Below are 13,429 nucleotides of genomic sequence, written 5' to 3'. Positions count from 1 at the left end.
GCAATGACAGTTGAAAATAACATTACCAAAAACGACGTAGCACACGTAGCTACGTTGGCTAAATTAAAATTAGATGATGCCCAATTAGAAAAGTTTACAAACCAATTCGAAGACATCATCGACCTAGTTGAACAATTAGACGAAGTCGATACGACTAATGTGGAACCAACGTTCAACGTAACTGATCAATTGAACCGGATGCGCGAAGACCAAGCCGTTCGTTCAGGAGATAAGGATGCACTCTTAAATAACGCACCCGATACTGAAGACGGGTTCATTCGGGTTCCCGCAATTCTTGATGAAAGTGAGGAAGCATAATGAAGTTTTTTGATATTACGGTGACCGAACTCCATCAAAAATTGGTAGATCGTGAATTGACCGTTACGGAGTTGGTATCCCAAATGTTAGACCAAATCGAGGCTGACCAAGCGGTCTTAAACGACTTTGTTACCATTAACCGCGACGAAGCTTTAAAGCAAGCACAGGCAATTGACGAAAAGGGCGTTGACCCGGACAACTTGTGGGCAGGAATTCCAATTGCCGTTAAGGATAATATCGTTACTAAGGGCTTAAAAACGACCGCTTCTTCAAAAATGTTGAGCAATTTTACACCTATTTACGACGCGACGGTAATTGAACGTTTAAAGGCTAACGACGTGATCGTCATTGGAAAAACTAACCTAGACGAATTTGCGATGGGTGGTTCAACAGAAACGTCCTTCTACGGCACGACTCGGAACCCGTGGGATCACACCAAGGTTCCCGGTGGTTCTTCTGGTGGTTCAGCAACCACGGTTGCGGCTGGTAATTCGATTGCCGCGCTTGGTTCAGATACTGGGGGCTCCATTCGCCAACCAGCTTCCTATACCGGAATTGTTGGGGTAAAACCAACGTACGGTCGGATTTCGCGTTACGGATTGATTGCATTTGGTTCAAGTTTAGACCAAATCGGTCCGATGACGAGAACGGTTAAGGATAACGCAGCCTTATTGAACATCATTGCTGGAATGGACGAACGGGACCTTACCAGTTCGGACAAGGAAGTTCCCGATTTCACGGCTAAGATTGGACAAGACATTAAAGGGATGAAGATTGCCCTTCCTAAAGAGTACCTTGGCAAGGGAATTAATGAAGACGTTAAGGCAACCATCAAGCAAGCCGTTCAAACGTTAACTGATTTAGGGGCAACGGTCGAAGAAGTTTCCCTACCACGGAGCAACTATGGTGTGGCAGCTTACTACATCATTGGTTCGTCAGAAGCTTCTTCCAACTTGCAACGTTTTGATGGGATTCGCTATGGTTACCGGGCGGACGACGTAAAGAACCTAGAAGACGTTTACGTAAAATCTCGTTCCGAAGGATTTGGCGACGAAGTTAAGCGCCGAATCATGTTAGGAACTTACGCACTTTCAGCTGGATCATACGATGCATTCTTCAAGAAGGCTGCCCAAGTGCGGACTTTAATCATCGACGACTTCAATAAAGTTTTCGAAAATTACGACTTAATCATTGGACCAACTGCACCAACTCCAGCTTATAAAATTGGTGCGGAAGTTGATGACCCAACGACCATGTACATGAACGACGTGTTGACGATCCCAGTTAACTTAGCGGGATTGCCAGCAATGTCATTACCAGCAGGCTTCAGCGAAGGGATGCCGGTTGGTTTACAAATGATTGCTAAACCATTTGATGAACAAACTATGTATCAAGCAGGGGCTGCTTTTGAAGCGGCAACTAATTTTTACCAAAAACACCCTGAAACGGAGGACAAATAATGAATTTTAAAACCACTATCGGACTTGAAGTCCACATTGAATTAAAAACTAATTCCAAAATATTTAGTCCTTCACCCGTAGAATTTGGGGATCAGCCGAACGAAAATACTAACGTAATTGACTGGGGATATCCCGGCGTTTTGCCCCAAACTAACAAAGGGGTAGTGGAAGCTGGAATGATGGCTGCCAAGGCATTGCATGCTAACATTGCCCGGACCCAGCATTTTGACCGGAAGAATTACTTCTACCCGGATAATCCCAAGGCTTACCAAATTACCCAAGCGGATACGCCCATTGGAACGGACGGCTGGATTGAAATCGAAGTAGACGGCAAGAAGAAAAAAGTCGGAATTGCCGAAATGCATATCGAAGAAGATGCCGGTAAAAATACCCATAATCCTAACGGATACTCCTACGTTGATTTGAACCGGCAGGGAACCCCGCTAATTGAAATTGTTTCTAAACCAGATATCGAATCACCAGATGAAGCTTACGCATATTTGGAAGCACTCCGGCAACGGATTCAGTTTACTGGGATTTCAGACGTGAAGATGGAAGAAGGTTCCATGCGGGTGGACGTTAACATTTCCATCCGTCCGGAAGGCTCAAATACTTATGGTACCAAGGCCGAATTGAAGAATATCAACTCCTTTAACTTCGTCCGGAAGGGGTTGGCTTACGAAGAAAAGCGGCAACAAAAGATTTTGCTATCTGGTGGGGAAGTGCGTCCAGAAACACGGCGCTACGATGAAGCCACTGGGCAAACCATCTTAATGCGGGTTAAGGAAGGTGCGGACGATTACCGCTACTTCCCTGAACCAGATTTACCAAGTATTACCATCAGCGACGAATGGATCAAGAGCGTGGAAGACAAGATGCCTGAAATGCCTGGTAAGCGGCGGGCCCGTTACGTTAACGAACTGGGCTTGAGTGACTACGATGCCATGGTACTTACCCAAACAAAGGAAATGTCCGACTTCTTTGAAGCAGCGATTGCCTTTGATGCGGACCCTAAGTTGGTTGCTAACTACTTAATGGGTGACGTGAACGCCTACTTGAACGATCAAAAAGTTGACTTACAAGATACGAAGATTACTCCAGAACACCTTGCTAGCATGGTTAAGATGATCAGTGACGAAACCATTTCTTCGAAGATTGCTAAAAAAGTCTTCAAGGCGATTACTAAGGGTGAAGAACCAGTTAGCTGGGTAAAGGAAAAGGGCTTGGTACAACTTTCTGATCCAGCAGTTTTGAAGCCAATCATTACGCAAGTAGTTGATGATAACGAACAATCGGTAATTGACTTTAAGAACGGAAAAGACCGGGCCGTTGGTTTCTTAGTGGGCCAAATTATGAAACAAACTAAGGGACAGGCGAACCCGAAGGTGGTAAACAAAATCTTAATGCAAGAGCTCAACGCTCGTTAGTGGAATAGAAGCGGAGGAAAACGTGCGATGCGAAAACGTGCGCGAATTATATATAACCCGACGTCGGGTCGGGAAATGATCAAGCAGCATTTAGTTGAAATTCTGGCGGTATTTGAGAAGGCGGGATATGAGACCAGTGCATTTGCAACAACTCCGGAACCTAATTCTGCCAAAAACGAAGCGCACCGAGCTGCTAAAGATGGTTTTGACTTAGTCGTGGCCGCGGGCGGCGACGGGACCATTAACGAAGTGGTTAACGGAATTGCTCCGCTCCACCGGCGTCCTAAATTAGCAATCATCCCTGCTGGAACCACCAACGACTACGCTCGGGCTTTGCGGATTCCGCGTGAAGATCCGGTGGCGGCCGCAAAAGTAGTGCTCCAAAACCAACGGATGAAGATGGACATTGGTAAAGCCGGTGATAACTACTTTATTAATATCGCAGCGGGTGGTTTGCTGACCGAATTGACCTACGACGTGCCATCTAACTTGAAGAGTATTTTTGGATACTTAGCTTACATTGTGAAGGGTGCAGAAATGTTGCCCCGGGTGAAGCCGGTCGAGATGGATATTGAGTACGACGGAGAACATTTCCATGGACAAGCTTCCATGTTCTTCTTGGCGTTAACCAATTCAATTGGGGGCTTTGAACAAATTGTGCCCGATGCTTCATTAGATGACGGGAAATTCACCATGATCATCGTGAAATCTAGCAGTTTGCCTGACCTGTTACACTTGATGGTCAAGGCGCTTAACGGCAAGCACGTTGACGACCCGCGGATTATTTACCGGAAGGCGCGCAAAGTGGTCGTTAATCCGGTTAATGAACGGGTCATGGTCAACCTAGATGGCGAATATGGTGGCGACGCCCCGATGGTTTTTAAGAACCTGAAACGGCATATCGACATGTTTACTAATTTAGATAGCGTCCCGGTCAGCGAACCGGAAGACGATGAATATCGTCAAGTTGAAGAACAATTTGTTGCTGAAGTTCAAAACTTACCACAGGATGGCAATCAGGAGTGATTACTTCTAATTGTCATGCATTAACAGACCGAAAAAATCAAAAGTATTTTTCAAGGGTTTATAAAGTATTAAAAAGCGTTTTGGACTATTAACTTAAATGAAGCTAAAATGTGGGACAAAAGTCAGTTTGCTCTGCTTAACCCGAAATCAGTAATTCCGGCAACATTAGTCGGAACCGGCGATTTCCGGTTAATGCTCACAAGCTACTCGGCTTTTGTCCCACTCTGTTTATTAGATTATCAATAAGGGGAAATCAATGAAAATTAAAGCACCAGTAGAAAAGAACCAAACGTATACGGTCGACATTACCGACTTAACTTATCAAGGGATGGGCGTAGCTAAAATCGAGCATTTTCCAATTTTCATTGCCGACAGCATCCCAGGCGAACAAATTCAAGTCAAAATCACTAAAGTGCAGAAAAATTTTGCATTTGGCCGGGTGGAAAAGGTTCTAGTAGAAAGCCCCGACCGAGTCGCGGGAAACGATGCTACGTATACGCAAACGGGAATCGCGCCCTTGCAACACATTGCGTACCCCGCGCAATTAAAATTTAAGCAAACTCAAATTAAGAATCTGCTACAAAAGTCTCACTTGGAACAAATTGAAGTTGCGGAGACGGTCGGGATGGAAAATCCAACGGGATACCGAAATAAAGCGCAGGTTCCGGTTCGAAAGATTAAGGGACAGTTAGCGACCGGCTTTTTCAAGCGTGGCTCACATGATTTAGTGCCGATTGAAGATTTTTACATTCAAGACCCGGTAATTGACCAAGTAATCCTCCAAGTTCGGGACATTTTACGCGAGTACCAAATTGAACCCTACGACGAAATTAACCAACGCGGCGTAGTACGGAATATCATGGTCCGTCGGGGCCGGCGTTCGGGTGAAATTATGGTGGTGTTGATCACCCACACCAGCTCAGTTCCGCATTTAGACGAAATTGCTGCAGCTATTCATCAAATTGATGGGGTAGTTAGCGTAATTCAAAATATTAACCCTAAGCAGACTAACGTTATTATGGGGAAGGAAGATCGCCTGTTAGCTGGTGAATCAGTCATTCATGACGAACTGTTGGGGCAAAAATTCATCATTTCAGCACATTCCTTCTACCAGGTTAACCCGGTGCAAACCGAGAAGCTCTATCAGCTAGCAATTGAAAAAGCCGGCTTAACTGGTAAAGAAACGGTCTTGGACGTTTATAGTGGAATTGGAACGATTTCCCTAGCGATGGCACAAGCCGCCAAGAAAGTTTACGGAGTCGAAATTGTTAAGGAAGCCGTCCAGGACGCGAAGGTTAACGCCGTTCAAAACCAAGCTAAGAACGTTAAGTTTGTAGTCGGCAAGGCGGAAGACCAAATGGCGAAGTGGCAAGCTGAAGGGATGCAACCAGACGTTGTGGTAGTGGATCCGCCACGCAAAGGCCTTGACGAAAGTGTGATTGACGCAACCGTGGCAATGGCTCCTAAACGGGTGGTTTACGTCAGCTGTAATCCGGCAACGCTGGTCCGGGACATCGACCGGTTCCAAGCTCAAGGCTACAAGGTGGATCAACCAATCACGCCGGTGGACCAGTTCCCGCAGACGCCGCATGTTGAGAGCGTCACAGTAATGTCGAGGAGTTAGTCGACGAAGAGATTGCTAGAGACGTTCCATGCGATAGGACTCCAAGAAAGAGGAGCAAGGCGACGAGTGATTGGCAGGGTCCGAACCGTTGAGAGCGTCACAGTGCTATGTCGTTAAAAAACGTGAAAGCCCTTGTTTTTACAGTGTTTTCACCACATATGCATTTTGTGGTAGATAAGTAAAATAATCGAAAAAAGTGATTTCTGATGAAATTCATGTTTCGGTAGTAGTAGATGTGGTATGTAGAGACATAACAAAATAAGAGTTAATTTTATTATGAAACAATTAAAAAATCACAAATACCAATTTTATTTTTTAGATAAGAGGTACTTGGATATTCCTTATTTATAAGTGTAATGTATTTTTTACTTAACTTGATTGTTTTATCAGAATTTGATACCGTCAAAGCAAGAATAGAGTTGCCTCTTGGTCAAGTGACTAAGACGTCGCTTTCTAGAAGGAAATTGGTTGGTTTAAATCCAGAGCATAGCGTCCTCCCAAGATACTAAGAGTAGTTAACAGTTAGATAGAGGATAAAAAATAGATGCGATAAAGGATGGTGATTTTATTGGTAAAATATAATAAAAATTTAACTACAATATTAATTTTGATTTTTTCTTTACTGCAGACAACTATATTTTTCTCAATATATCATTATACTGATCCAAAAGAATTTTCTTCGATGATTAATCAGGTTATAACAAATGGGTCAATGAGAATAGCTATTTTAATTGTTGTAGCTCTAATCTTAATTGCGAGCATATTGTTATCTTACTTCTTCTCTAAGATTTTTGCTTTTATTACAACTAAAGTTTATCAGAGTGAAGGGAAATACAATGATTTTCAAAATTCTTTTTTAGTTTTTTTAATCATTCTAATTATTCAACCACTTATCAATATTCTTTTGAGCAATACTATTGATATTAATTTTCCTCTAATGCAAATTTTGGCAGTATGTTTTATTTTATGGAGACTTGTATCAATTTCTGGTAACTGGACTAAATCAATAGCATTTTCTGCAATAATAGCTATTTCTATATTTATAATTAATCGAATTAATTAGTGAGATTTTTAGAATATTTATAGATCAGATAATAAAGGGGACATATTATCATCTGCTTTCAATTGGGTTTTCGTCGACATGATTGTAGCATTAAGGGATGATGATATGTCCTTTTTCGTATGAAAAAAGTGTCGACAAACATTTTTTTACTGTTCATCCACACTTGTTATTCTAGAGCCTGAATACTAGGGGCACACTTTTTTTACATATGGCAGTTATTTTAATGATTACCCGCTAAGTTAGCCAAAATAACTCCAATGACAATTAAAACGATTCCGAAAAGCTGCGTTCCCGAAGTTTCTTCATGATAGACTAAATAGGACAATAAGGTGGCTAAAACAATTCCTGCACCGCCCCAAGTAGCATAAGCAACGTTTAATGTAATTCCTCTAAGAGATAGCGACAGAAAATAAAAGCAAAGTGCATAAGCACCCAGAGTGCCGGCAGAAAAGCTAATCTTGGTAAAACCCGCGGATAATTTCATTAAATTAGTTCCTACTAGTTCACAAGGGATTGCGAAAATTAATTCAATATAATGCATAATTAGTAACCTCCTTGGTATTACTACAGCATTATATCGGCGAAAATTTTTGATTTGTAGAGTTGTAATTGAACAAGTTCTCGCGAGGTGATGGTAGCGACGTTCTGTAAATTTATAATGAGTTAAGTACCTAAAAGTTATAATATTAGTGGTAGTGTTATAGGGTATCTGTATATGAATTAATCTAAAACATTTATAACAAAAGACGTAGGAGAGTTTTATGACAAAAAATAAGACGATTGAAGCCGAAAACTTAATTATGAAAGAATCGCTGATTGCCATGCGTAAACTTGGTGGTAAAGTAACTCGAAAAGATATTCGTCGGGAAATCAGAGACCATTCAGAAGTAATATCTGAAAAGCGGGTCGATGAGGTTCGTACGTCTAAAAAGACGGGGAATCAGTATCACCCTTTTGAATATGATTTTAATTTTGCAATAAAACATTTGATTTTAGCAGGATTTATTAACACTGATGACAACCGAACTTTAGAACTGGCTGAAAAAGGACGGAGCATTGACCTCGATCAATTTGATGCATTTCGGGATGTTAGACCCTTGTCGGAACCTAAATTTTCTGGACAAAAAAAGCCTACAAACATTGAAAAAGTAACAGAAACAGTTGATGATACGGATAATGATGTAGATGAGCCTTGGCGACAAGAATTGTTAAATGCACTTGCTAAAATGAATCCTCATAAGTTTGAATTGTTTTGTAGAGGGCTTTTAAAACAAATGGGGATCGATATAGACGATAAAATTGGGGTACAGTATATCGCTGATGGTGGATTGGATGGCTTTGGATACGTACAATCTGATGATTATCGAACTACTCGAGTAGCTCTACAAGCGAAACGCTGGAATGGAAAAGTATCTGCGCCAGAAATCGATAAATTTCGAGGGGCGATGGATAAGTATAATGCTGAGTTTGGAATATTTATTACCAATTCGGATTTTACACGAGAAGCAATTAACACAGCTAAGGAAGGAACTCGAATCATTACGTTGATTAACGGTGATGAAGTTTGCAATCTAGTGGCCAAGTATCAATACTATGTCGAAGAAGTAGTGACGTATCGGCTTAAGAGCTTTTATACCGACTTTAATTAGACAAAATTGGAAGTGTGCCCAATGATTATGTGGACAAATCAACCATATTCGGTGTACGTGCAACTAATGGAAAGGAAAGTTTTTAGTTGCGATGAAACACAACAATCCAATTTGAAAGACAACGATAATTTTCAAATTGCCTATTGTTGGATGGTTGAACAAATGAAAGATAAAGTTAATTTTCCGCCTAGTGGGGTAAAATACCCAATTTGGGCGTGGTATAAGCAAAATTATGCTCACCGGCCCCCAGATTTTAGAAGGAGACTAGATTATGAAGACCAAGTCTGCATAGAAATTGAGGTGCCTGAAAACTTAGTATTGCTAAGTGACTTTGAAAAATGGCATTTCGTGTTGAACGACTGGTACCTGCCCAATGCAAGCGGGGAAGCAGAATGGCTTCAGCAAGAACAGTGGTTTGATGGGTTATCAAAAGAAACGCAACGTTTATATAAACAAAAATCGTGGCAAAAAATTTTCGATGTTACCCCTCGAAAGGGTGAGTGGACAGCAAATGGCCGGGACATTCAAGGATGTTTTTGGGTTTTAAAAAGTGAGTACGTCCGTAAAGTTTGGCGCTTACAAAAAGGATGCAAAACTAAATTAATACAGGGAGCCCTTAAATAAACTGCTTGTTAAACATCTTCTTAAAAGTGAAAGTCTAAATGGCCAATGTTTGAATTTCCTAGTTCTCTTTGATAAGCTCAAAATAAATTCATTAAGGAGAAGGTTGAATGATTAATTACAGCACCTTAGCGATTGTAGGTTAGCCAGAAGGTTTGGCCTACAAATCTTCTGGAATTGCCATTGAAATCAATTCTTAAGGAGATCGTTAAAATGGAAAAAGATTATTTGATTCGGTTAGAAAAACCAGCTGACTATCGGAAAACGGAAGCGATGGTCCGGGAAGCCTTTTGGAACGTTTATCGGCCAGGTTGTTATGAACATTACGTATTACATGTTTTACGCAAAAGTTCCGAGTTTGTCCCTCAACTTAACTTGGTAATGGAAAAAGATCATCAAATTATCGGGCAAATTTGCTTTGTGAAGGCAAAATTGGTTGGTAAAAACGGCAATGAAGCGCCCGTTTTAACGTTTGGACCGTTATCAATTGCCCCGGCTTACCAACGGAAGGGGTACGGGAAAAAGCTGCTCAATTATGGCATTGCTCAAGCACGTAAATGGGGTGCCTCTGCACTATGCATTGAAGGCAACTTAGCCTTTTATAAACACGCTGGTTTTGAAATTGCGACCACCAAGGGAATTCGTTACGCAAGTGAACCTGAAAACGTGGAACTCCCATATTTTTTGGCAAAAGAATTACGGAAAGGCTTCTTTGAGCAAGTACAAGGAGCGCTATACTACACGCCCTCAGCGTATTACGTCAGTGAAAGCGACGTTAATAAATTTGACCAGCAATTTCCGCCAAAAGAAAAGCGCGTCCTTCCCGGGCAACTAGCTTAATCTGAAAAGTAAACCTGTCACAATTACGAGGCGTTCTGTCTTTAAGTGACGGGTTTAGCTTTTTTGACAAGTACCTTTGCTATAATAGAGCTGAAGGAAATCTTTAACCGTGGTGGTTAGGATTCAACAGTAAAAGTTTGTAAACCAAAAAGCGTAGAAACTGAACCAAATCAGCTTCTACGCTTTGCTACATACAAGAATTAATTTTGGGCGTTATAGGCGTCAACCAAGTCCTGGGCGAATTGATCTAGGTGATCAAGATCCTCTTGCGATTCGGGAGCTAAGTTAATCTTAAGATCGGCAGTTCCCTTAGTTGCGTTAGCCTTAGTGAGAGCTTCACTAAACTTATCAACGGCGACGCAGTAAAATTCTTCGTAGAATGTGTCTCCTGATCCAGCGACTCCGTAAATTTTGCCGCTCAAATCAAGGTCGGCGAGGTCGTCGTAAAAGTCGAGCCCCTCTTCAGGCAGTGCCCCTTCGTCATAGGTGTAGGGGACGATGACGTTAATGTCGTAGTCTTTAAGTTCGGCAGCGTCGGTTTGTGAAATTTCGGTTTCATCAACTTCCACGCCTAAATCTTCTAAAGCTTCGGTAATGATGTCAGCACAGTCCTCATTATTACCAGTGATGGTAGCAAAAACAACTTTTGCAGTTGGCATAGTTTGATCCTTCTTTCCAATATTTTCCTATCAAAGTATAGCAAAAAAGGAGTTGATTAACATTAATTCTGAAGAAACTAAAAAAATTACTAAAATTACCGCGCAAAAACGGGCGGGGCGTTACAACGTTTTTTTGGACGGTGAATACGCATTTCCAATTAGTGAAGAAACCTTCATTCACTTTCGGTTAGGTAAGGGAATGGCCATCACTAGCACGTTATTAAAAGAAATTGGCGAATACGAAACCAATGCCGAAGCATACAACATCGCGCTGACCTATATAACTGGCCAGTTACGCACGGAAAATGAAGTACGCCAAAAATTGCGTCAGCAGGATTACGAGGAGTCGGTAATTGAAGCGGTGATTGCTAAGTTAGCTGACTTGAATTTATTAGACGATCAGGAATACGCCAAAAGCTACGTTCGGACGATGATGCGGACGGGCGATAAGGGGCCCCGGTACCTAATTAATCATTTACGGCAAAAAGGGGTGCTGGAAAACGACTTGCAAGCGGGATTGCAGCTATTTACCGATGCTGAACAGGTGGCTTTAGCAGTCCGGGTCGGACAGAAGCTGCAAAAGCGGCACCAAAATCGCGCGGTACGGCAGCAACAATTGAAGGTGCGACAAAACTTAATGCAAAAGGGGTTCACCAGTGAAATTATCGACCGGGCCTTAGCTGAAATTGAATTTGCGGTGGATAGCGATGCGGAGTATGAAAAGCTACGTAAATTGGGGGAACGGCTGTTACACCGGTACCAGGGGCAACCGGAATACCAACGAACCACTAAAATTAAGCGGTCGCTGTATCAAAAGGGCTTTGAAATGGAATTAATTGAACGTTTTTTAAACGAAAATGATTCTTAAGTTTCTGGAATGGATAGTGCAAAATTAAAGTTCACTTTGGTATAATTGAAGAGAAATTGAAAGCTTTCAGCTGTAGGAAGTAGGCTTATGCTATGTCTCAATACTCAGATGGACCAAAGGAAGGCGAGTATATTGCGATAAAAAGCTATAAGCATGATGGTAGTTTGCATCGGACTTGGCGTGAAACAATGGTTCTGAAAAACAGTCAAGACGAGTTCATTGGCTGTAACGATCATACGGTGGTGATTGAAGATAACGATCGTCGCTGGGTGACCCGGGAACCGGCGCTGGTTTATTTTAATAAGCATACTTGGTTTAACGTGGTGGCCATGATTCGGGATAACGGGATTTCCTATTACTGTAACATTGCGTCACCATATGTTTTAGATCGCGAAGCCCTCAAGTACATTGATTACGATTTAGATGTTAAGGTGTTTCCCAATGGCGAACGGCGCCTCTTGGATACGGACGAATTCGAGCAGTTCAGCCGGCAGTGGCACTATTCCGCAGATACGATTCAGATTTTATTGGATAGTGTTCGGGAACTGACGGATTGGATAAATAAAAAGCGTGGACCGTTTTCGGTTGAGTTTATTAATATTTGGTACAAACGTTATCTGAATATAGCGGAGCGCAATACTCGGTAAAAAGGGAGGTGTGAAGAGCACTTCCCTTTTCTTTAAAAAAGAATACACTGAACATAGAGAAAAATGAGGAGTCTGGTAAATGTTTGAGAAATTTCGTAAAACGCCCTTAATGTACTGGTCGCTGGAATTATTAATCATTGCGACCCTACTGTGGGTTTGTACAAAGATTGATTTTTTGTTTAGCCCAATCGGGACGTTTATTAGTACGGTATTCATGCCGTTAATCTTAGCGACCTTCTTGTACTACATGCTGCATCCGCTGGTTAACTTATTAATGAAGGTCCACTATAAAAAATTTCGAATAACCCGAACTTGGGCGGTTGTGTTGGTGTTTGTAGGGTTCTTGCTGTTGATTGTTTGGGGAATTAGCTCCTTTTTACCAAGTTTAATTGACCAAATTTCCCAAATGCTGGGGAATTTACCAATGATCGCTAAGAAGCTACAGGTGGCCATTCCCCAAATGGTTGATCACTCCTGGCTGCGCAAAGTTGATTTCGACCCGTACCTCAAGAACCTGAATAGTGAAATCGGGCAGTACGCGGAGCAATTTTTGGCGAACATGACTAACAGTATCGGTAACATTATCGCCGCCCTTACCAACATCACGGTAATCGTGATTACGGTGCCCATTATTTTATTTTACATGTTGAAGGATGGCTATAAATTAATTCCGACGATTTCCCGGATTGTGCCGGAACATAACCGCAAAAATGTGTTAGATTTATTTTATTCAATGAGTGACACGCTATCCTCTTACATTTCCGGACAGGTAATTGAATGTATCTTCGTGGGAACCTTCACCGTGATTGGCTATATGATTATTCATCAGCCGTACGGGTTGGTGCTCGGCGTGATCGCGGGGATTTGCAATATTATCCCGTACGTCGGTCCGTATTTCGGGATTTTTCCTTCGCTGCTAGTGGCGATCGCCCAGTCGCCCGAACAGGTGATTTCAGTAATCATCGTGGTTTTAATTGTCCAACAAGTGGACGGAAATCTAATTTACCCGAACGTAATCGGTAAGTCCTTGCAAATTCATCCGTTAACCATCATTATTTTACTGTTGGTAGCGGGAAAACTTGCGGGAATTTTGGGGATGATTTTGGCGGTACCGACCTACGCGATTGTTAAAGTTTTAATTAATTTTATCCACCATATCTGGGTTTTAGACCGGGAAAAGATTGAAGAAAAAGTTAAGCCAGAAAAATAGGCTAAATTTGGTAGTTT

14 protein-coding genes are annotated in these 13,429 nt (G+C 41.9%); 12 read left to right on the top strand and 2 right to left on the bottom strand.

From position 1 onward, the window contains the following. Positions 1-3 precede the first annotated feature (3 nt). From gatC to NYR25_06830, 6 genes are all read left to right on the top strand, one after another. Positions 4-318 carry an Asp-tRNA(Asn)/Glu-tRNA(Gln) amidotransferase subunit GatC gene (gene gatC, locus NYR25_06855; protein UWF33312.1) on the top strand — a complete coding sequence of 105 codons (315 nt, stop codon included), beginning with the start codon at positions 4-6 and terminating at the stop codon, positions 316-318. Further along, the gene (gene gatA, locus NYR25_06850; GenBank protein ID UWF33311.1) at positions 318-1,778 is read left to right on the top strand and encodes an Asp-tRNA(Asn)/Glu-tRNA(Gln) amidotransferase subunit GatA; all 1,461 of its coding nucleotides are present in this window, start codon (positions 318-320) and stop codon (positions 1,776-1,778) included. Before gatC ends, gatA begins: the two co-directional genes overlap by 1 nt. Next, positions 1,778-3,205 carry an Asp-tRNA(Asn)/Glu-tRNA(Gln) amidotransferase subunit GatB gene (gene gatB, locus NYR25_06845; protein UWF33310.1) on the top strand — a complete coding sequence of 476 codons (1,428 nt, stop codon included), beginning with the start codon at positions 1,778-1,780 and terminating at the stop codon, positions 3,203-3,205. Before gatA ends, gatB begins: the two co-directional genes overlap by 1 nt. A 27-nt stretch (positions 3,206-3,232) precedes the next feature. Further along, positions 3,233-4,231 (top strand): diacylglycerol kinase, encoded by a 999-nt coding sequence (locus NYR25_06840; protein ID UWF33309.1) that lies wholly within the window; start codon positions 3,233-3,235, stop codon positions 4,229-4,231. A 256-nt stretch (positions 4,232-4,487) separates the two neighbouring features. Next, the gene (rlmD, locus tag NYR25_06835; GenBank protein ID UWF33308.1) at positions 4,488-5,855 is read left to right on the top strand and encodes a 23S rRNA (uracil(1939)-C(5))-methyltransferase RlmD; all 1,368 of its coding nucleotides are present in this window, start codon (positions 4,488-4,490) and stop codon (positions 5,853-5,855) included. A 568-nt stretch (positions 5,856-6,423) separates the two neighbouring features. After that, the gene (locus NYR25_06830) at positions 6,424-6,918 is read left to right on the top strand and encodes a hypothetical protein (protein ID UWF33307.1); all 495 of its coding nucleotides are present in this window, start codon (positions 6,424-6,426) and stop codon (positions 6,916-6,918) included. 220 nt (positions 6,919-7,138) lie between these two features. On the opposite strand, the gene NYR25_06825 is transcribed toward NYR25_06830, so the two are convergent. After that, positions 7,139-7,459 (bottom strand): multidrug efflux SMR transporter, encoded by a 321-nt coding sequence (locus NYR25_06825; GenBank protein UWF33306.1) that lies wholly within the window; start codon positions 7,457-7,459, stop codon positions 7,139-7,141. A gap of 220 nt (positions 7,460-7,679) precedes the next feature. On the opposite strand from NYR25_06825, the gene NYR25_06820 reads away from it, so the two are divergent. The 3 genes from NYR25_06820 (at position 7,680) to NYR25_06810 (ending at position 10,028) form a co-directional block, all read left to right on the top strand. Continuing rightward, positions 7,680-8,567 carry an Mrr restriction system protein gene (locus NYR25_06820; protein UWF33305.1) on the top strand — a complete coding sequence of 296 codons (888 nt, stop codon included), beginning with the start codon at positions 7,680-7,682 and terminating at the stop codon, positions 8,565-8,567. 21 nt (positions 8,568-8,588) lie between these two features. Beyond that, complete coding sequence (locus tag NYR25_06815; protein UWF33304.1) at positions 8,589-9,191, top strand: DUF3841 domain-containing protein; 603 nt, start codon at positions 8,589-8,591, stop codon at positions 9,189-9,191. 210 nt (positions 9,192-9,401) lie between these two features. Continuing rightward, entirely contained in the window at positions 9,402-10,028 is a 627-nt protein-coding gene (locus tag NYR25_06810) for an N-acetyltransferase (GenBank protein UWF33303.1), read from the top strand. 200 nt (positions 10,029-10,228) lie between these two features. Here NYR25_06810 and NYR25_06805 read toward each other — a convergent pair whose 3' ends face one another. Further along, positions 10,229-10,687, bottom strand: a complete 459-nt coding sequence (locus NYR25_06805; protein UWF33302.1) for a flavodoxin — start codon at positions 10,685-10,687, stop codon at positions 10,229-10,231. Positions 10,688-10,739: 52 nt separating this feature from the next. On the opposite strand from NYR25_06805, the gene recX reads away from it, so the two are divergent. From recX to NYR25_06790, 3 genes are all read left to right on the top strand, one after another. Beyond that, complete coding sequence (recX, locus tag NYR25_06800) at positions 10,740-11,555, top strand: recombination regulator RecX (GenBank protein UWF33301.1); 816 nt, start codon at positions 10,740-10,742, stop codon at positions 11,553-11,555. A gap of 92 nt (positions 11,556-11,647) precedes the next feature. Continuing rightward, positions 11,648-12,202: a DUF402 domain-containing protein gene (locus NYR25_06795; GenBank protein UWF33300.1), complete on the top strand. Its 555-nt coding sequence runs from the start codon at positions 11,648-11,650 to the stop codon at positions 12,200-12,202. Positions 12,203-12,281: 79 nt separating this feature from the next. After that, entirely contained in the window at positions 12,282-13,412 is a 1,131-nt protein-coding gene (locus tag NYR25_06790) for an AI-2E family transporter (protein ID UWF33299.1), read from the top strand. Positions 13,413-13,429: the final 17 nt, after the last annotated feature.

Source organism: Pediococcus acidilactici (assembly GCA_024970065.1).
GTDB lineage: Bacteria > Bacillota > Bacilli > Lactobacillales > Lactobacillaceae > Pediococcus > Pediococcus acidilactici_A.
This window is presented reverse-complemented; position numbering and strand designations above follow the sequence as displayed.

Bases quoted from the DNA above. Each gene is read 5' to 3' on its own strand.
- gatC (UWF33312.1), top strand. From the start codon at position 4: ATGACAGTTGAAAATAACATTACCAAAAACGACGTAGCACACGTAGCT.
- gatA (UWF33311.1), top strand. From the start codon at position 318: ATGAAGTTTTTTGATATTACGGTGACCGAACTCCATCAAAAATTGGTA.
- gatB (UWF33310.1), top strand. From the start codon at position 1,778: ATGAATTTTAAAACCACTATCGGACTTGAAGTCCACATTGAATTAAAA.
- NYR25_06840 (UWF33309.1), top strand. From the start codon at position 3,233: ATGCGAAAACGTGCGCGAATTATATATAACCCGACGTCGGGTCGGGAA.
- rlmD (UWF33308.1), top strand. From the start codon at position 4,488: ATGAAAATTAAAGCACCAGTAGAAAAGAACCAAACGTATACGGTCGAC.
- NYR25_06825 (UWF33306.1), bottom strand. From the start codon at position 7,459: ATGCATTATATTGAATTAATTTTCGCAATCCCTTGTGAACTAGTAGGA.
- NYR25_06820 (UWF33305.1), top strand. From the start codon at position 7,680: ATGACAAAAAATAAGACGATTGAAGCCGAAAACTTAATTATGAAAGAA.
- NYR25_06815 (UWF33304.1), top strand. From the start codon at position 8,589: ATGATTATGTGGACAAATCAACCATATTCGGTGTACGTGCAACTAATG.
- NYR25_06810 (UWF33303.1), top strand. From the start codon at position 9,402: ATGGAAAAAGATTATTTGATTCGGTTAGAAAAACCAGCTGACTATCGG.
- NYR25_06805 (UWF33302.1), bottom strand. From the start codon at position 10,687: ATGCCAACTGCAAAAGTTGTTTTTGCTACCATCACTGGTAATAATGAG.
- NYR25_06795 (UWF33300.1), top strand. From the start codon at position 11,648: ATGTCTCAATACTCAGATGGACCAAAGGAAGGCGAGTATATTGCGATA.
- NYR25_06790 (UWF33299.1), top strand. From the start codon at position 12,282: ATGTTTGAGAAATTTCGTAAAACGCCCTTAATGTACTGGTCGCTGGAA.